The organism is uncultured Hymenobacter sp., from assembly GCF_964242765.1.
In the GTDB taxonomy this organism is placed as follows: domain Bacteria; phylum Bacteroidota; class Bacteroidia; order Cytophagales; family Hymenobacteraceae; genus Hymenobacter.
The window spans coordinates 104,822-122,092 of record NZ_CAXTBM010000012.1; the positions used below are offsets into that span (position 1 = coordinate 104,822).

Consider the following 17,271-nt stretch of genomic DNA (forward strand, 5'->3'; position numbering starts at 1 on the left):
TTACTTGGCGACCGTCACGGTGGCGTTCATGCCGGCCGCGAGTTGCGCGGTTTTCGCCGGCTGGTCGGTGAGCTGAATGCGGATGGGCAGGCGCTGAATTACCTTGATGAAGTTGCCCGTCGCGTTGTCGGGCGGCAGCAGTGAAAACCGCGCGCCAGTAGCCGGTGACAGTGATTCAATACGGCCCGCAAATGTCTGGTCGGGATAGGCGTCGGTGGTGATGCGCACCGGCTGCCCCAAATGCAGGCTAGAGAGCTGGGTTTCCTTGAAATTGGCAGTTATCCACTTGCCCGCCTGGCGGTTCACGATGTAGGCCAGCGGCTGCCCTGCCTGAAGTAGTTGGCCGTCCTGGATGGTCTGGCGGCCCATCACGCCGGTGTAGGGAGCTGTCACGACGGTATAAGAAAAGTCGAGCCGGGCTTTGCGCAGCAGCGCCTGTCGCCGCCGGATTTCGGCTTGCAGCACGGCCCGCTGGCCCTGGCTTTCATTCACCCGTGAGAGCGAAGTCTGGTAGCTGCCGGCCAACGCCTGGTAATCGGAGCGGGCCACGTCGAGGGCCGACTGCACCCGCTCGAATTGCTGGCGCGTCACGGCTTCATCGGCCAGTAGCTGACGGTAGCGGGCAAAGTCCTGCTCCTGTTGCAATAGCCGGGCCTTGGCCGCGCCAATCTGGCTCTGACTGACCTGCGAGCTGCGCTGCGAGGTTTGCACGGTGCGGGCCAGGTTTAGCAGCTGCGCCTGGGCATTAGCCAGGGCGGCTTCGGCCTCGGCCACGGGCACCTCGAAGTCGCGGTTATCAAGTACCACCAGCGTATCACCAGCCTTCACGGCTTGGTTCTCCTGGTAGCGAATCTGGCTGATGTAGCCGCTTACCTTGCTGTTAATGGGATTGATGTACTCTTCCACCTGGGCATCATCGGTGCTTTCGTAGTGGAGCATCTGCCACCCGATGCGGCCGCCCCAGACGAGTAGCACCAGTACCAGCAGGCCAGCCAGGGTGGTCGTGATGCGCGCCACGAGGCGGTCAGTGCGTTGCGGCGAGGTCGTCGGCTGAGTCATACTTATAGGAGGCCGATGGCTTTTTGCAGTTGATAGTAGTGGGTGGCGGCTAGCGTTTGGGCCGTCACCAGGTCGAAGCGGGCTTGCAGGAGCTGATTATCTGCGTCCAGCAAGTCGGTGAGCAGCGCCAACTGGTTGAAGTAGGTGCGGTTGACAATGCGGTAATTTTCCGTGGCCTGCCCGATGCTCTGCTCCGCGATGCGGATGCGCTCCAGCGTTTCCTGGTAGCGCACGTAGGCCGTTTTCACTTCCTGGCGCTTGTCGTCCAGCGCCTTCTCCTGGCCAATGCGCTGGCGCTCGATGCCGATTTCAGCGGCTTTCTCGGCGTGGCGGTCCAGCCAACGCGCCGTGATGTTGTAGGATACCCGCACGCCAATTTCGCCCACGCCGTAGATCTGCGACACGTTGGGGAATACCAGCCGGTTGGGGTAGGTGTAGGCGTAGCCCGTGAACAAGCCCACCTGCGGGCGTTTGCTCACCTGGGTGTTTTCCAGCCGCAACTCGCTCAGGCGGGTTTGCAGCCCGGCTACCCGCAGCTCCGGGGCCTTGGACTGGGCCTGCCCAAAGTAGTCGGCGTAAGGATTGTCCAGCACTGCGGTCGGCAGGGTCACCGGGGCGAGTTGGTTTGCCTGGTCTTCCCGAGTGCCCAGCAGCAGGTTCAGGCGCTGGTTGGTGAGGGTAATTGTATTCCCGATTTCGGTCAGCAACAACTGTTGCCGCGAGAGTTGCAGTTCGGCCCGCAGCAGGTCGCTGCGCAGCACCACCCCGTTCTTGAACAGCGACTGAATCTGCTTGAGCCGCCGCTCCGATTCCTTCACGTTGTTGGCCGTTAAGGCTTGGTACTCGCGGTTGCGCTGCACGTCGAGGTAGGCTGTGGCCACGCGCAGGCGTACCTCGCTGGCTGTCAGGGCGAGGCGTTCGGTCTCCAGCACTTCGTTGATGGCCTGGGTGGCAATCTGGTTGTCGATGCGCCCGCCGGTGTACACTTCCCAATCGGCGGCGAGGCCGACACGGTAGGCATGAGGACTCGGCGGCACTTCCCGCGCTTCGGGGTTTTGCAGGCCGGCGTAGGGCTCAAAGGCCGTCAGCCCGCCCAGGTAGGCATAGCTACCACTGGTCGTCACGCGGGGCAGGCGCTCGTTCTGGCGGTCCTTCATTAGCTCAGTACTAAGCGCTACCTGCCGGCGCTGCATCTGGATTTCCTTGTTATGCGCCGTAGCCAGCACCCAGGCCTGCTCCAGCGTCAGGGGCTCAGCCGGGCGGCCGCCCGTTTGCGCGGCCACTGGGTAAGTAGCTACTAGTAAAAAAGCTGCGGCACTTAGCCGCAGCCAACTTCGACCGTTCATGGTGATTTTTTTTGTAACGACCCAAAATTACGATCCCACTGGTCGGCTCATTTTATCATGTTAGTCAGAATGTTGTTCAAAACGGCCAAATCCTTTTAATCCCGTTTTTCCGGAGTAGACTTACCTAAACAAGGGGAATGATGCTACCGCTAAGCAACACACTCCGAGGTTACGGGCTGATTTTCTAGCTTTCCCACTCTTGGCATTTCTATGCCCACGGCGCTGCTTCCGGTCTACCAGATAGCTGATTTCTAGCTGATGACCTGGGCTGGTGTCGTTCAGCGTGCAGCTGCTGGAAAACATGAGGCCGTCGTGGCTGCCTCAACGAGAAATCTTAGCGACTACCCTCAACTACCTGCTCATCTGATTGCGCCATTTCTGCGCGCAACAACCTCATTTAACTAAAGAGCTATGGCAAACAAGATAGTACCAACGGCCACGAGTAACTCGACAACCGCAATACCCGCCCCGGGTGCGTTCCCGAAGCAGACCTACCTAACCTGGTATGAGCAGATGCAGCTCATGCGCAAGTTCGAGGACAAGACGGGCCAGCTCTATGGTCAGCAAAAGATCAAGGGGTTCTGCCACCTTTACATCGGGCAGGAAGCCTGCGTGGCCGGGGCCGTATCGGCCCTGGAAAAGGGTGATAAGTACATCACCGCTTACCGCGACCATGCCCACCCGCTGGCGCTGGGTACCTCCCCCAATGCCGTAATGGCCGAAATGTATGCCAAGTCCACGGGCTGCTCGAAAGGCAAAGGCGGCTCGATGCACATCTTCGATAAGAAAGTAGGCTTTATGGGCGGCCACGGCATTGTAGGCGGCCAGATACCCATGGCGGCGGGCGTGGCCTTCGCCGAGAAGTACAACAAGACGGGCAAGCTCTGCATCTGCTACATGGGCGACGGGGCCGTGCGCCAGGGCGCGCTGCACGAAGCCTTCAACATGGCCATGCTCTGGAAGCTGCCCGTCATTTTCGTGATTGAAAACAACGGCTACGCCATGGGTACGGCGGTAGCGCGCAGCTCGAACGTGACGGAGCTCTACCAGATTGGTCTGAGCTACGACATGCCTTCGGAGCCCGTGAACGGCATGCGCGTCGAAGACGTGCACGAGGCCGTGGCGCGCGCGGCGGAACGTGCCCGCGCCGGGGAAGGCCCCACGCTGCTCGAGTTCAAAACCTACCGCTACAAAGGCCACTCCATGAGTGACCCGCAGAAATACCGGACCAAGGAGGAGCTGCAAAATTACCGCGACCGGGATGCCATTGAAGGCGTACGCCACACCATCCTCAGCCAGCAATTGGCCACCGAAGCGGACCTCGAAGCCATTGATGAGCGGGTGAAGGCCCAGGTAGCGGAATCGGTGGAGTTTGCCGAGAATTCGCCCTACCCAACGCCCGACGAGCTGTACAAAGACGTGTACGTGCAAGCCGATTATCCGTACATCCGCGATTAACACAGGCCCGCCGTTGCTACCGACTGCGAGATGAAACACTGCAGCGTAGTGAATAACATGGCTTATGTCCGTCCTGTGGAACAGCAAGTCCGTCGTGGCGGCTATTCCACTGGCCACAGTATGTAGCTGTATTTCCTCGAAGACGATCAAACACGGCTACATGCCGTAGCCCCATACGTGTTGCCTCAGTAGCGGCCGTTCCACTCTGGCTACAACGTAAAAAGACCAGCCAAGCCCATTTCCGGGGTCTGGCTGGTCTTTTGCGTCGACGTAACTGCTATTGCTTGGCGGCGGGTTGCATCCGGGAAATTGGGAAGCCCTATTGCGCCAACCAGGCGCCGAACTGGTGGAGCCAGGAATTAACGGGCAGCTTCTGAGTTTTTGTTCCGAAGCCGTGGCCGCCCTTGGCGTACATATGCAGTTGGGCGGGTTTGCCGGCAGCCAGCCAGGCGCTATAAAGCTACACGCTCCGTGGGGCATGGCCGCTCTCATTAAGTCGCTATTGTGAGCTAAGCAAACGAAGCCAGGGCTGAGCACGAACTCAGTTCTGGCTTGCCACTGGCTTCCATCCGCGCATGGTCTAGGGCAGCGGGTGTTTGAGAAATGTGACCTTGCTCATCACATCTTTCTCGTAAGAAGCCAGGCAATAGCGGTTGAGTGCGGACGTAAAATGCGGCTGCTTCAGTTGAAGCAGGGTTGGAGAAGGCCCGCCTTTGGCAAAGAAGAACACCTTGGTGCTGCCATACTTGGTGTAAGGCATCAGCGCGCCGTACTGCTGCATTTCCTGCCAGCGGCTCGTATCCCCTATGGTTACCGCGTAAATGCGCACGACAGGACCGGTGTTGTTCTCATTGCGCACCATGGCCACTTCCTGAAATTCTCCGGGCAAATCCTGCGGGCTCAGCTGGCTGAACGTATCGGCAATGAACCAGGCTAGTAACGCGACGCTGCCCAAGCCAAGTAAGTATTTAATCTTCATGCAGTACGCACTAGGTGTGGCCACCAGTGCCGGGAAAAGTGAACAAGGAGAACAGGAGAACAAAGGGAGCGGTTCACAACCAAGAGCAGGCTGCCGACTTCCTAAACCACTTGCGTAACCAAACAGACGCCCGGCTCTAGCAGAAGCCGGGCGCTTGAGTGCCAACCAGGCACCGCTACAACTGTTTACACGGCGGCCTCTACCTTGCCGATGCGCAGGATGGGTTTGATGGTGATGCCCTTTTCCGAGTCTTCCGCGGCTTGGTTAATCTGGTCGAACTCGTAAAATTTCACCAGCTTATCGAAGGGGAACTGCCCCTGCTGGTAGAGCGCAATCAGGCGCGGAATGAAGATACTGGGCACGCTGTCCCCCTGCAAAATGCCTTTCACGGTCCGGCCAGCCACCATGATGTCGTTGGGGCCGAAGCTCAACTTCTTGTCGGGAGCCGTCACGCCCACCAGTCCGCACACGCCGTGGGTGCGTAGCCCCTGCACGGCCGTGCGGATAATTTCCGGCCGGCCGGTGGTATCGAAGGCGAAGTGCGTGCCCGTGCCCGTGAGCTGCTGAATCTGCTCTACCACATTGCCCGTCTTGCTGTTGATGGTGTGGGTAGCCCCCAGCTCTTTGGCCAGGGCCAGGCGCTCGTCGTTGATGTCGACGGCGATGATGGTGGTGGCCCCGGCCACGCGCGAGGCCATAATGGCTGACAGCCCCACGGCCCCGGTACCGAAAACGGCAATGCTAGCTCCCGAGGGCACGTTCAAGCTGTTCAGGATGGCGCCGGCCCCGGTTTGAATGCCGCAGCCCAACGGCCCAAGCAGCTCCAGCGGCACGTCCTTGGGCACCTTGATGGTGTTGTTTTCGTGGGCAATGGCGTAGGTGGCAAACGACGACTGCGAGAAGAAGCTGTCGTGCAAGTCCGGCGTGCTGTGCTGGTGGATACGGTGGCTACCATCGGGGCGGCTGCCGGCAAAGTTGTGCTCCAGCATGTGCTCACAGTAGGTCGGGAAGCCTTCGCGGCAGCTGCTGCACTTGCCGCAGTAGCCAAAGGTGAGCACCACATGGTCGCCCACGGCCACCTCGGTTACTTCATTGCCCACAGCTTCCACCACGCCGGCGCCTTCGTGGCCGAGCACCATGGGCAGCGGGGCAGGCATCTGCTGGTTGCGAATCACCATATCGGTGTGGCAGATGCCGGTGGCCACGATGCGCACGAGCACTTCCTGGGGTTGGGGCTGGTCGAGCTCCATTTCTTCGAGCAGAAACGAGCCACCTTTTTCTTTGACGACCGCAGCAGTAATCTTCATGGGAATTTTGGGTTAGGATAAGAGATGGGGATTCCGGATGGCGCCGCCCAAATGGGCTATGCAGGCCTTCGCGGGATGTGCCTGATCAGCCTGGCGCGCGGATAAGCGCCCGCTCACAAAGATACCAGTGCTGGTAAAGGCCGACTTTTGCAAACAAGTCATAAGTTTGTTCAAACTTGCCAAAACATGCTCACGACCACAGAATTCCTGGTTGAACTTGAAAACATCGACAGTCGACCCGAAACCATGTTCGTGCAGCAGCACAGCGAGGAAAACTATCCCCTGCACCAGCACCAGAAAACCCAGCTGGTGTACGTGCGCAGCGGGGTGGCTTACCTCATCACGCCCAGCAAAACGTATTTTCTGCCGGCCCGGCACTACGTGCTCGTCCCGCCCCGGCTGGCGCACCGCGTCCTGTTTCATTCCCCCCAGCATATCATCACGGGCTTGTGCTTTGCCGAGGCCCGCGACACTGACCATCCCTTCTTCGGCAAGCTGGGCATCTACCCGGTCACCGACCTCTTGTACGAGATGCTGCGCTACACCGAAAGCTGGTACGGACATTACGGCCCCGAACAGTACGAGGCGTACCTGTTTCTGCTGAATCTCAAGCTGGTACTGCCCCGCATCAGCCACCATCCGCTGCCGCTGGCCCTGCCCACGACGGAAGACCCGCGCCTGGTGCCGGTACTGCGCTACATCTACGAGCACATCGGCGAGCTGCTGGAGCTAAGCGGGCTGGCCCGGCACTTCGGCTTCAGCCCGCGGAGTTTGTCGCGACTGTTCCAGGAGTGCCTGAGCATCTCCTTCGGGCAGTACCTGAAGCTCCGGCGCATGATGGCAGCCATGGAGCTGATGCTGAAAACCCGGCAGACCATCAGTGAAATTGCCTACGCCGTGGGCTACAACAGCCTGGCTTCCTTCAGCAACACCTTCTACAAGCTGGTCGGCCAGCGGCCCTCCCAGTTTGCGGCCCGCGAGCAGTAAGCAGCGGGTCGGGAAGATGTCAACACCGAGGCTGCCCCGGTTGTCCTTCCTACGGGAGCAAGCCGGGGCGGCTCAATGGTTTAGCGCGTCGCTACGCCGTTGCCTTTAGCAATCACGTTGAAGCTCAGCCAGAAGGTGTCATCAACCGCTTTGTCAGCGGCAGTGCCAAACAAAGTCGAGCCAAACGTGACATTGTATTTCGTCCGGTCGATGCTAGCGGTGCCGGAAGCCGCGGCTACGCCGTTCTTCACGCCTACTTTGGCCGGAAAGCTGAGCGGGTTGGTTTTGCCCTTGATAGTCAGGTTGCCCGTGATGGTAGCATTGTTGCCGTTGGCATCCCCTTTCAACGGCTTGATGCTGGTAATGACAAACGTAGCCGTGGGGTTCTTTTCCACCCCAAAGAAATCGTCTGATTTCAGGTGGCCTACCAGCTTGGCGTTGTAATCGGCATCGGTCAGGTCGGTGTTCTTCAGCGAAGTCATGTCGGCTACGAACGTGCCGCCCACAATCTGGCCGCCTTTTACTTGTACGGCACCTTCTTTCAGGGCGATGGTGCCCGAGTGCTGGCCCCCCACTTTCTTACCCGTCCAGCCCAGCGTGCTCAATTGGGGCTGCACTTTGTAGGATTCGGTGGCGGCAGCGGCCGTAGCAGGTTTGCGGGCGGTGGGGCCATTGGCGGCTTGCGCGGGAGCCGACAGTGCGGTGGCGGCCAGCAGTAGGGGGAACAAGAGATTCTTCATGGTTTCTTGAGGTGAAAAGTGGGTAAGTCGATATGAGTGAAAGGAAACTCTGGTCGCCGCATTAGGGCTGCTGCGCCAGCCACTGGTGGGCGGCGCTTACTCCGCTGGCCGCTACTTCGTGGCCGCCCTCGAAGGCTTTGTAGTGCGGGGTGATGCCTAGAGTTTGCAGGAACGTCACGGCCTCGTCAGCATAGAAGGCGGGCAGCTTATCATCGTGGCGACCATGGCTGAGGAAGAAGTGCACCTGCTGCACGTCGGCGGCCGGGGCGTGGTGCTGGCGCGATTCTATCAGCATGCGGCCGCTGAAAGCCAGCACGCCGCGCACCTGCGCCGGGCGAGTCAGGGCCACGTCGTAGGCCATGATGGCGCCCTGACTGAAGCCTAACAGATACACCTGGCCGGCCGGAATGCCATACTTCGCGGAAGCTTCGTGCATAAAGCCCAGCAGCAAGCGCCGCCCATCCAGCTGCTGGGCCTGGTTGAAGACCGGCTTGCCCGACGAAAAATCAACCTGGTAGAAACCAAAGCCCATGGGGCCAAATACCAGCGGAGCCCGCACCGAAAGCACCAGCCTGTGGGCATCGGTTAGCTGCTCGCCCACGGGTAGTAGGTTTAGCTCGTTTCCGCCCACGCCGTGCAGCAGCAGCAAGAGTCGTTTGGCCCCGGTTGCCTGGGCCGGGTTTACTAGCCGGTAGGCCAGGGGCAAATCAGTAAGCAGCGGAGGCTGCGTAGTGGCGGCAATCGTCATGGAAGTAGTTGGAATTAGCAAGAGAAAAACAACCAGCCACAGCCAGGGCCGGTAACTCAATGTTGGGAAGGCGCCTCCGCGCCCAGCAGCACGCGGATGCCCCAGGGGTCGGTGGCAATCGGACCCTCGGAGGTTAGGTCCACGGCGTAGCCAGCGGCTTGCAGACGGGCAGCGGCCGCGTCGCGGGAGGCGGCATCAGGTAGCCATAGCTCCCAGCGCAGCAGGCGGGCATCGGCGTCGGTAGCGGTCGGCGAACCAGCCGCCCACACGTTCAGACCCAAGTGGTGGTGGTAGCCTCCAGCTCCCACGAACAGGGCCCCCGACAAGCGCCAGGTTGCAATGTCGAAGCCCAGGGCTTGGTGGTAGAAGGCTGCCGCTTCGGGTAGGCTGCCGGTATAAAAGTGCAGGTGGCCGATGGTGGTGCCAGTCGGCAGGCCCTGCCAGCGGGTTTTGCCGGCTGCTTCCAGCACCCCGGCCTCGTCGAGCGGGTCAAGGGCCGACTGGATTTCACCTTCTTCGCTCACCTGCCACTCGCTGCGGGGCCGGTCCCGATATACCTCGATGGTAAAGCCGTCGGGGTCGGTCAGGTAGGTGGCTTCGCTGTAATTGTGATCCGAGGAGCCTACCGGCACTCCTAGGGCCCGTACATGCTTCAGAAAGCAACCTAAATCGGCGCGGGATGGCAGCAGCACGGCCAGGTGGTAAATGCCGAGCCGGCCCCGCCGCGGAATCGGGCGGGCATTGAATTGCTCTTGCAGCCGTACCAACACGTGCGGGCTACTGGCCACGCCGAGTTCTGCTACGGCAGCTTGGCTTTCAGTGGCCGGCACTTGGCTGAGCAGCGCAAAGCCGAGCACCTGCTGGTAAAACTCCAACGAGCGGGCCATGCTGGCGACCGCTAGGTGCACAGTGCCCAGGCGGATGGACGCCGGCAGCTCGGTCGGCGGGTGCACGCCAATGCGCTCGGCGGGCAGCGATGAATACGAAAGCAGGGCAGTAGTCATAAAAGCAGAGTAGGTAGCCCATAAGGGCCGGTAAAGTGACAACAGGACGTGCTTATTGGGCCACCCCGAGCTGCTTGAGAAAGGATTGGTTGTCCCAGTAGAGGTATTCCTCGACCATTACGCCGTCTTTCCACACGCCGATGGTGGACATGGGCAAGCTGAATTTCTTGCCCGTGGGCTGAATGAACTTGCCATCGCCGGTGGGCATGGGCTGGGTGAAAGTGCCGGTCATCACGCCGGCTACGGACGTCAGGTTGCCTTGGCCCAACTGGAAGAGGTGTTGCTTGATCTGCGTGTCAGGGGCGTACACGAACATGGCCTTCAGGTCGGTGATGTGCTGCTGAATACCGGTAGTGGTGTGGCCGTCAGGCCAGTGTACCAGAATGTCTTGGCCGTGGCTTTCGTGCAGCCGGTCCCACTTTTCATTACTGAACACGTCGTAGTCCAGCTCGTCAAAAGTTTTCAGATGCTGAGCTACCGAGTCGCCCGACTTAGTGGCGGGCTTGGTAACTGTTTTCTGGGCGGTTGCGGTAAAGGAGGCAACGAACAAGGCGAGGGGCAACAGAACTCTTTTCATGCGGAAAAACAAGCATTTGTCAGGATCCTCTCACCGTGAGAGAACAAGACAAAGGTCCCCCAAGCCCAACCCGTGGGCATTATCATAGGATAAGAAATGGAACCCTGGTCACGGACGACTTCCTCGCGCAGGTACCGCTTCCGCCTAGCCTGCTTGCTGTCGTTGCCGCTAGAGCTGCCGCCGCACCCGACTTAAGGACTCGGGCGTAATGCCCAGGTAGGAGGCAATCACGTGTTGAGGCACCCGTTGCACAATTGTTGGGTACTTGCGCACGAAATGCTGGTATTTCTGAGCCGCTGATTGGCTTAGTGCCGCGTTTACGCGCTCTTGTAGTACGACGTAGCGGCTCTGCATCAGGAGCCGAAAATAGCGCTCGAAAATGGGGCACTTGGCATAGACAGCTTCCAGGTCGGCTTGGTCAAGTAGCAGCCCCTGGGAATCTTCCAGCGCGTCAATGTTCATTGAGCTAGGCTGCCGGGTGAGCAGGCTGTACAGGTCGGAGATCCACCAGTCTTCGGGGGCAAATTGCAGGGTGTGCTCGTGTCCCTGGCTGGTAAGGGAATAGCTGCGCAAACAGCCGTGGGTGACAAAAGCGAAGTGCGTGCACACGTCACCAGCTAGGAGCAGGTGCTCATGCCGGGCCAGGGCCAGGGGCCGGAGATAGCTGCGGAAGGTGGCAAACTCCGTATCGGTTAGTGGTACCCGGGCGAGCAGATGGGCCCGCAGTAATTCATCAGAAGTTGATTGACTCATAAACGTTAGGTCACAACAAAGCGATCTTGCCCAGCCTGCATAAGAACAAGTTTAAGGATGAAAAACTGTCAACTTATTCCAGGACAAGACAAGTGGCTTGTCCGTCCGGTTATTGGAGCGTTTTCGTGGATGGATAGTTAGGTGTTAGCTACTTGTTATTTAGAGCAGCTAGACTGTAGCAGCTTGTCTCAAGGTGCCGTCTACAAAATCAACGTCCTGTTATCTGACATTTTAAGACATGATTACAGGTCCTGTACTCAAGAAGTGGAACAGGAGTTCAACTCTCGCCGGGGCTGCCACAACTCCTCTCTACATGCAGTAGAGAGGGGTTTTACATGTTCAGGTTACAATGGGTGTACTTGCTACCCAAAGTATAAGTCGTTCTATCACTCACTTTATGCCTCCTGAACAGCTAAAGGTTAGCTATATGAGTACGCTGAGGTTTCTAGTACCTATATAGTAAGACGGCACATTGCTTTTGTTGCAAATTTGCAAGGTCACGTGGTTACCTATAAGCCTGCTACAATCACCTACCTATTTTTTTGGCACAGAGGCAGGTTTGGCTACAATTGATTCAAAGAACTTTTTACGCGACTCACTGCCTGAAATGCCCGTCGTATCTTGCCTATCCTGCGAATAGAAGCTTAAGGAATAGGCCACTGCTCCTAGTACCAGCGTTCGGCTATACTTAATCCCCATTTTGCCAGTGCCTTTGTCAAGCCCTCTGTATTTGACGTCTACCCCTTCACCACCAGCAGTTGAGAAAGTTGTGCGGGACAAGAGGACCCCATTTTGCCCTCTCAACAGTCCATTAATCAGGCCATCATAAAAGGCAGTTCGACTACTCTCACTCTGCATGTTCGCTTGTGGGTCTGTGGCCGCGAGCCGCATGAGCATGTATGTTCCGGCGGCGTCCTGAGCACTAAACACCTTTATGGTTTGAGGAATTTTGGTGCTTGCCTTACCCAGATCCGTTTCTTTGGGCTGGCTTGGCATTTGTACGGCGAATTGATCATCTATTGAGAACGTTGTCCAATCCGCACAAGTGAAAGCAACAAGTGGCAAACAAGCAAACAAGAAAATGTAAACTGATTTCATAGCCGCAAATAACCAATTTTTTATATAATATAACTTAAGTACTAACTACAACCCTGCTTTTAAGAGCAAGTACTTAACCTAAAGCTTGGCATGCCTGGATTCCTATAGTCGAGCAATAGTAGTTCTGCATAATCAGGTTAGCTTGACCTTTACCCTAGATCCTGCTGCTACCAAGCGCCACTAATTGCTTAGAACGTTTGTTAGTATATGAGGTGGTTTAGTAAAAACGGACAGTTTGAGGACTTAGTAAAAGCTCAAAATATCATTGGTTTCAGGTCCTACTATTGTTTGCAGGTGATTAAGCCAAATACTCTCGCAGGCGCGGTTCAATAAGACGGTTCAAAAAAGAATAGCCACTTCGTTTTTTGGTCCTAGCTTTTTGAACCTGCCTAGAGCATCTTATCCTACCTTTAGCCTTCGCTGCTACAAGATGTCCGAATAAGAGCCGTCACTAGGGTGGCAACGCCTCATCCTTTCGTTTGCTTAGTGGCTATTATAGCGCTTGCCAAAGCCCAAAATACATGTCTGTACCCATAGAACCCATTGTGAGCTGTGCGAAGTAGTAAGGTGCCGACAAAAGAACATTTGGCTCTTTAGTGTCTCCTCTTCTGCTTGGTTGCAGTAACATTAATTACTACCACAGTAGAGGTGCTTCGATTACGCTCGGCATGACGAACTGTTTGTTCGTTTACTTCCACCTACGGTGGCCAGGAATGATAATTATGCGTACTTTGTTATAGAAATGCAGAAACCCCAATGATTATGAAAGCTACCGGTAAACGAATCGTAGACCGTTACCCACACCTGCAGGATGGTGCGGAGCGTCAGCAAATGTTGGTGCGTAATGCCGTGGGCTCGGCTCGCGTGGAAGGCATCAGAGCCGATGAAAAGCGGCTGCGTAGCACAGTGGGCGCTTCGGCTAAGGAGTCGGGGGCAACACGCTTGCGATAACTGCCTCCATTGGCTCGTAATTGAGCCGCCCGGCAGCTTGCACTGCCCGCACATACAGGTTAAATCTTTCAGGCTCGGCCAATGCTTCCCACTGGAAGCTGGTCGAGCCGTTTTTGTAGGCCATGAGGTTAGCCAACACGCGGGCGGTGCGGCCGTTGCCTTCCCGAAACGGATGAATGAACAGCAGTTCGGCGTGGACGCGGGCCACGTCGCGGGCCAGCGAAGCGGCATCGGGCCAAGTGTCGGGCAATGGCCGTAGCATGCTTCGTTCGAAATCTGCCATGCTTTGGGGCAAGTGCATAGCAGCCGGAAAAGTGAACCCATCTTTGGAAAGATTAACGGTGCGGTAGCACCCTGCGAAGCTGTAGACCCGGCCAAGGGCGCGCCGATGAATTTCCCGAATGTAGGCGACGTCAAATAGCTCGTCTTCGCGCAGCTCATCCAGCAAGCTCTGCTCGGCAAGGAGGAAGCCTTCGGTTTCGACCTGCTGCACTTCCTCCAATGACGACAGCCCCAATAGATTGGGCAGCACTTCGGCTTCGTCGTCGGAGGAAGAGTATTTCATTGTTCCTGGGTTATGAGTTCTTTAGCTTGTCGGCGGCGCGGTCGCCACTGTGGCAGCCGCAGGTAGTGTTACTGTACCGTTCTGCACCGCTGCTGGCACCCGTTGAAATGAATTCACCTGCGACCGGCTTAACGAATTCTGCATCTACCTGTCTGCCCAGAGGTGCCTTGTCATTAATTTATTGGATTAGCATAAGTATCTACACCTCCATCGGTCAGGGGTATACCAAGGCCGGAAGCTAAAATGGTGGGCCAGTGGATAGTACCTAAGACAATCGAATCAAATGCATACATCATGCTCAGCAGACCGACTGCGAAAGCTTGACCATCTGATTTAATGGCTTCCAGATGGGTTAGGGCTTCTATCGAGAAAGGCGACTTGAAGCTGTTCTTAACAGCAGGTAACACTACAGCATTTGCGCCTGCTATAATCAAATCGGGGTTGTTCGCGTGGTATGCAGTTTCTCCACAGTAAAGTTTGAGGTGGGGTAAAAAGGAATCTACCTCACTGACGCCACCCTTCTCCTTCAATCTCACGTGCCTAGATATGATAGCGGTGTAGAGAGGATTATGACAGCTAGGCCAACCATCAGCCCTCTTTATACTTAGTCCATTTATTGACATCTGGGGCGTTACTTGATTAAATGGCACCCGCTCCCTAGGTAAACGCTTGACTGCCGCTGCTTGATTCATAGCCTTCGACAAGCTTTGACCACCGTCGCCTTCTATACATAAGGTATGCTTTGCTTCTATGTAAGCGTAGACGGCCTCGACAGGGATTTTTTGTTTCTGGTCAAACCTATTATTTTCTAGCAAGCGAAGCGTAGGAAACCGTTCTTGGTCGTAGATAATGATGTCGTCCCCTGCAATCTGACCATCTTTTGAAACAATAAAGCCTCGGCAGATACCATACTTGCTAGGTAGCAGAAATCTTAGAACCCTACAAAAGACTATTTCAAATTCAGGGCCTAAGTCGAAGTTATATTCGGCTGATATTTCGTTAACCAGCGAATCGACTTTGGCAGTAATATTTTCTAAGAAATCAATGTACGCCATTGGTCAGAGTTTGTAGTGTCTTGTCCGTCTTTTGGCGGTGGTATAAAGCGAGGTGATAAGGTTCAATAATTCAACTTTCCAAAAGTCATCTCACGCATTTCTTAAGCGTCTATTGAAGCAGAGCGAGAAAAGGCAATCACCTCGCTTTATACCACCGCCGCTGTGCAGAAGAAAGTAATAGCTTACTTCGCACTAGTCGTGGCTTTCCTAACCTAACGTCAAAGGCTTGACCAAACATATCGCTCCCAAACCTACATCTTAGCTTCGACCTCACGACCAACCATGGACTATCAACTGGAAAATCTTGGCCCTGAAGAGTTCCAACACCTAGCGCAGGCTTTGTTAATCAGAGAGCACCCGAATGTTCAATGCTTTCCAGTTGCTCAGCCAGACGGTGGACGCGATGCTACTTCAATTAGATTCGTACAATCTCTTGCTAAAGTCAGACATTCTATTGATTCCCAAGAAGAAACAATAGTTTACCAAATCAAATTTGTAAGAAAACCTCTGGCCGTAACTGATGCACATGCATGGCTTGAAGACATTCTAAAAGGAGAAGCCAAGAAAATCGGCAAGCTAATCCCTCAAGGAGTCAAGCAGTTTATCTTAATCACAAATGTTCCTGGAACTGCACATCCTGGTAGTGGTTCCATTGATAAGGTAGCCGCTTTGCTCAAACTGCACATGCCCTGCCCTGCTTTTGTGTGGTGGAGAAACGACATCAACCGAAGGTTGGATGATGCTTGGAACGTCAAGTGGAGTTATCCTCAGGTCATGACCGGTCCAGATATCATGCGCAGTTTGATCGAAAACGGCATGGGAGAGCACAAAGAGCGTAGAATAAGCACTATCAAAAGCTTTTTAGTAGAGCAATTTCTTGCTGACGAGGAAGTTAAGTTCAAACAGGTTGAGTTACAAAACAAGTTGCTTGATCTGTTTATTGACGTTCCTTTAGTTGAATCAACGCCAGAAATGCGGAGGTATTCATATCGCAGCTTTGGTCACGCTAGGCGCGCACCAATAATGGACGAGGAAGGGTTCCTTTCAGAAGCTGAAGTAGGCGCTTCTACTATGATTCTTGGTGAGATGGCGCAACGCTTATTCCCTTCTATTGTACTAGAGGGAGCACCTGGGCAAGGCAAGTCTACTATAACCCAGTATGTTGCCCAAGTTTACAGAATGCGGCTGCTTGAGAAAGACGACGAGCTATCCAAAGTAGAAGAAAGCCACAAGAACGGCAAGATGTATTTGCCCATTAAGGTAGATTTGCGGGATTTGGCTACTTGGCTCTCTAAGAAACACCCATTTGATGCCACAAACGAACTACAAGTCCCGGATAAATGGCAAAAGAATCTAGAGTCCTTTTTAGTCTTCTTGATTGGCTACTATTCCGGGAACGCTGATTTTAATACAACCGATTTTCATGCCATTGCTAGAACTAGTTCAATACTGTTGCTTTTTGACGGTCTAGACGAAGTTGCTGAAATTTCACAACGCAAAGATGTTGTCGATGAGATAGTTCGAGGCACAAAGAAGCTAAAAGAAATGGCTGCTTCCTTGCAGACGGTTGTAACGAGCCGCCCTGCTGCTTTTGCCAACTCGCCGGGCATGCCGAGAGATTCCTTCACCTATTTTCGGTTAGGATCACTTACCAAGCCGTTAATTAATAATTATGCTGAAAAGTGGATGAAATCCAGGCACTTAGAAGGCAAGGAGAAGGCTGACATCAGGAATATCTTGAGGCATAAGCTAGACGAGCCCCACATTAAAGAACTCGCCAGAAACCCCATGCAACTCTCTATTTTGCTAGGGCTTATCAGGAGTCGAGGAGCTTCTCTTCCTGATAAAAGAACGTCTCTCTACGAGCAGTATGTAGAGTTGTTTTTCAGTAGAGAATCTGAAAAAAGTCCAATCATACGTGACCATAGAGACTTAATTATCGAGCTCCATCAATACGTCGCTTGGTTTTTACATTCAGAGACTCAGCTAAAAAAGGGCAATGGCAGCATCTCGACTGAAAACCTGAAGAAACTGTTAATAAAATACTTGCAGAAAGAAGGCAGAAACGAAGACTTAGCCGAGAAATTACTCAGTGGTATGGTTGAGAGAGTAGTGGCATTAGTTTCTCGTGTACAAGGTACTTACGAATTTGAAGTTCAGCCATTGAGAGAATTTTTCGCAGCAAAGTATTTGTACGAGTCTGCTGCCTACTCTCCAGCCGGCGACGTAAAACCCGGTACGAAACCTGATATATTCGACGCTATTGCAAAAGATTTCCACTGGCTCAATGTGACTAGGTTTTTTGCTGGATGTTATAGCAAAGGAGAGTTGCCTTCCCTTATCGATCGGCTTCAAGTGCTTGCAAGCCTTGATGAATACAAATTCTTGAACCACCCACGTCTTTTAACTGCTATACTCTTAAGTGATTGGGTATTTTCACAGAATGTCAGGTCTGTGCGGGAGGCTATATCGCTCATTATTCAAGGAACTGGACTACGCTATTTTATTTCCTCTCAAAGAGGACAGCATCCTGGGGACGTCGCTTTGCAACTGCCAAACGAAAACGGACGTGAAGAACTTGTAGAAAAGTGAGGTGGTCTAGAGATGACGGACAGAAGAAGGACGTATATTTCTTTTGTTATGG

16 protein-coding genes are annotated in these 17,271 nt (G+C 54.8%); 4 read left to right on the plus strand and 12 right to left on the minus strand.

Features of this window, described 5'->3' with window-relative positions; translation table 11 throughout:
• Positions 1 to 1,059, minus strand: a complete 1,059-nt coding sequence (locus ACFE7X_RS07335; RefSeq protein WP_375435020.1) for an HlyD family secretion protein — start codon at positions 1,057 to 1,059, stop codon at positions 1 to 3.
• A gap of 2 nt (positions 1,060 to 1,061) precedes the next feature.
• Positions 1,062 to 2,405 (minus strand): TolC family protein, encoded by a 1,344-nt coding sequence (locus ACFE7X_RS07340; RefSeq protein ID WP_375435021.1) that lies wholly within the window; start codon positions 2,403 to 2,405, stop codon positions 1,062 to 1,064.
• A gap of 411 nt (positions 2,406 to 2,816) precedes the next feature.
• Between ACFE7X_RS07340 and pdhA the strand changes: the two genes are divergently transcribed.
• A complete protein-coding gene (gene pdhA / locus ACFE7X_RS07345) occupies positions 2,817 to 3,863 on the plus strand; it encodes a pyruvate dehydrogenase (acetyl-transferring) E1 component subunit alpha (RefSeq protein ID WP_375435022.1) in 1,047 nt (348 codons plus the stop codon).
• 580 nt (positions 3,864 to 4,443) lie between these two features.
• Here pdhA and ACFE7X_RS07350 read toward each other — a convergent pair.
• Positions 4,444 to 4,842 (minus strand): hypothetical protein, encoded by a 399-nt coding sequence (locus tag ACFE7X_RS07350; protein ID WP_375435023.1) that lies wholly within the window; start codon positions 4,840 to 4,842, stop codon positions 4,444 to 4,446.
• 185 nt (positions 4,843 to 5,027) lie between these two features.
• Positions 5,028 to 6,149, minus strand: coding sequence for an NAD(P)-dependent alcohol dehydrogenase (locus tag ACFE7X_RS07355; RefSeq protein ID WP_375435024.1), 1,122 nt, complete (start codon positions 6,147 to 6,149; stop codon positions 5,028 to 5,030).
• A 186-nt stretch (positions 6,150 to 6,335) separates the two neighbouring features.
• Between ACFE7X_RS07355 and ACFE7X_RS07360 the strand changes: the two genes are divergently transcribed.
• Complete coding sequence (locus ACFE7X_RS07360; protein WP_375435025.1) at positions 6,336 to 7,136, plus strand: helix-turn-helix domain-containing protein; 801 nt, start codon at positions 6,336 to 6,338, stop codon at positions 7,134 to 7,136.
• Between the two features lie 80 nt (positions 7,137 to 7,216).
• Here ACFE7X_RS07360 and ACFE7X_RS07365 read toward each other — a convergent pair whose 3' ends face one another.
• The 6 genes from ACFE7X_RS07365 to ACFE7X_RS07390 all read right to left on the minus strand — a co-directional run bounded on the left by ACFE7X_RS07365 (position 7,217) and on the right by ACFE7X_RS07390 (position 12,056).
• Complete coding sequence (locus tag ACFE7X_RS07365) at positions 7,217 to 7,876, minus strand: YceI family protein (RefSeq protein ID WP_375435026.1); 660 nt, start codon at positions 7,874 to 7,876, stop codon at positions 7,217 to 7,219.
• Between the two features lie 61 nt (positions 7,877 to 7,937).
• On the minus strand, positions 7,938 to 8,624 hold the full coding sequence (locus ACFE7X_RS07370; protein WP_375435027.1) for an alpha/beta hydrolase: 687 nt from the start codon (positions 8,622 to 8,624) through the stop codon (positions 7,938 to 7,940).
• A 56-nt stretch (positions 8,625 to 8,680) separates the two neighbouring features.
• Complete coding sequence (locus ACFE7X_RS07375) at positions 8,681 to 9,628, minus strand: VOC family protein (RefSeq protein ID WP_375435028.1); 948 nt, start codon at positions 9,626 to 9,628, stop codon at positions 8,681 to 8,683.
• A 52-nt stretch (positions 9,629 to 9,680) separates the two neighbouring features.
• Positions 9,681 to 10,205 (minus strand): ester cyclase, encoded by a 525-nt coding sequence (locus ACFE7X_RS07380; protein WP_375435029.1) that lies wholly within the window; start codon positions 10,203 to 10,205, stop codon positions 9,681 to 9,683.
• A 168-nt stretch (positions 10,206 to 10,373) separates the two neighbouring features.
• Entirely contained in the window at positions 10,374 to 10,958 is a 585-nt protein-coding gene (locus ACFE7X_RS07385; protein WP_375435030.1) for a Crp/Fnr family transcriptional regulator, read from the minus strand.
• A gap of 534 nt (positions 10,959 to 11,492) precedes the next feature.
• Complete coding sequence (locus ACFE7X_RS07390; RefSeq protein WP_375435031.1) at positions 11,493 to 12,056, minus strand: hypothetical protein; 564 nt, start codon at positions 12,054 to 12,056, stop codon at positions 11,493 to 11,495.
• Between the two features lie 762 nt (positions 12,057 to 12,818).
• Between ACFE7X_RS07390 and ACFE7X_RS07395 the strand changes: the two genes are divergently transcribed.
• Entirely contained in the window at positions 12,819 to 13,007 is a 189-nt protein-coding gene (locus ACFE7X_RS07395; RefSeq protein ID WP_375435032.1) for a hypothetical protein, read from the plus strand.
• Here ACFE7X_RS07395 and ACFE7X_RS07400 read toward each other — a convergent pair.
• The gene (locus ACFE7X_RS07400) at positions 12,976 to 13,572 is read right to left on the minus strand and encodes a Fic/DOC family protein (RefSeq protein ID WP_375435033.1); all 597 of its coding nucleotides are present in this window, start codon (positions 13,570 to 13,572) and stop codon (positions 12,976 to 12,978) included. The genes ACFE7X_RS07395 and ACFE7X_RS07400 overlap by 32 nt on opposite strands.
• Positions 13,573 to 13,745: 173 nt before the next feature.
• Positions 13,746 to 14,627, minus strand: a complete 882-nt coding sequence (locus ACFE7X_RS07405) for a DUF6602 domain-containing protein (RefSeq protein WP_375435034.1) — start codon at positions 14,625 to 14,627, stop codon at positions 13,746 to 13,748.
• Between the two features lie 282 nt (positions 14,628 to 14,909).
• On the opposite strand from ACFE7X_RS07405, the gene ACFE7X_RS07410 reads away from it, so the two are divergent.
• Positions 14,910 to 17,219: an NACHT domain-containing protein gene (locus ACFE7X_RS07410; RefSeq protein WP_375435035.1), complete on the plus strand. Its 2,310-nt coding sequence runs from the start codon at positions 14,910 to 14,912 to the stop codon at positions 17,217 to 17,219.
• Positions 17,220 to 17,271: the final 52 nt, after the last annotated feature.

Coding starts and splice junctions, on each gene's coding strand:
- ACFE7X_RS07335 (WP_375435020.1), bottom strand. CDS start 1,059: ATGACTCAGCCGACGACCTCGCCGCAACGCACTGACCGCCTCGTGGCG.
- ACFE7X_RS07340 (WP_375435021.1), bottom strand. CDS start 2,405: ATGAACGGTCGAAGTTGGCTGCGGCTAAGTGCCGCAGCTTTTTTACTA.
- pdhA (WP_375435022.1), top strand. CDS start 2,817: ATGGCAAACAAGATAGTACCAACGGCCACGAGTAACTCGACAACCGCA.
- ACFE7X_RS07350 (WP_375435023.1), bottom strand. CDS start 4,842: ATGAAGATTAAATACTTACTTGGCTTGGGCAGCGTCGCGTTACTAGCC.
- ACFE7X_RS07355 (WP_375435024.1), bottom strand. CDS start 6,149: ATGAAGATTACTGCTGCGGTCGTCAAAGAAAAAGGTGGCTCGTTTCTG.
- ACFE7X_RS07360 (WP_375435025.1), top strand. CDS start 6,336: ATGCTCACGACCACAGAATTCCTGGTTGAACTTGAAAACATCGACAGT.
- ACFE7X_RS07365 (WP_375435026.1), bottom strand. CDS start 7,876: ATGAAGAATCTCTTGTTCCCCCTACTGCTGGCCGCCACCGCACTGTCG.
- ACFE7X_RS07370 (WP_375435027.1), bottom strand. CDS start 8,624: ATGACGATTGCCGCCACTACGCAGCCTCCGCTGCTTACTGATTTGCCC.
- ACFE7X_RS07375 (WP_375435028.1), bottom strand. CDS start 9,628: ATGACTACTGCCCTGCTTTCGTATTCATCGCTGCCCGCCGAGCGCATT.
- ACFE7X_RS07380 (WP_375435029.1), bottom strand. CDS start 10,205: ATGAAAAGAGTTCTGTTGCCCCTCGCCTTGTTCGTTGCCTCCTTTACC.
- ACFE7X_RS07385 (WP_375435030.1), bottom strand. CDS start 10,958: ATGAGTCAATCAACTTCTGATGAATTACTGCGGGCCCATCTGCTCGCC.
- ACFE7X_RS07390 (WP_375435031.1), bottom strand. CDS start 12,056: ATGAAATCAGTTTACATTTTCTTGTTTGCTTGTTTGCCACTTGTTGCT.
- ACFE7X_RS07395 (WP_375435032.1), top strand. CDS start 12,819: ATGAAAGCTACCGGTAAACGAATCGTAGACCGTTACCCACACCTGCAG.
- ACFE7X_RS07400 (WP_375435033.1), bottom strand. CDS start 13,572: ATGAAATACTCTTCCTCCGACGACGAAGCCGAAGTGCTGCCCAATCTA.
- ACFE7X_RS07405 (WP_375435034.1), bottom strand. CDS start 14,627: ATGGCGTACATTGATTTCTTAGAAAATATTACTGCCAAAGTCGATTCG.
- ACFE7X_RS07410 (WP_375435035.1), top strand. CDS start 14,910: ATGGACTATCAACTGGAAAATCTTGGCCCTGAAGAGTTCCAACACCTA.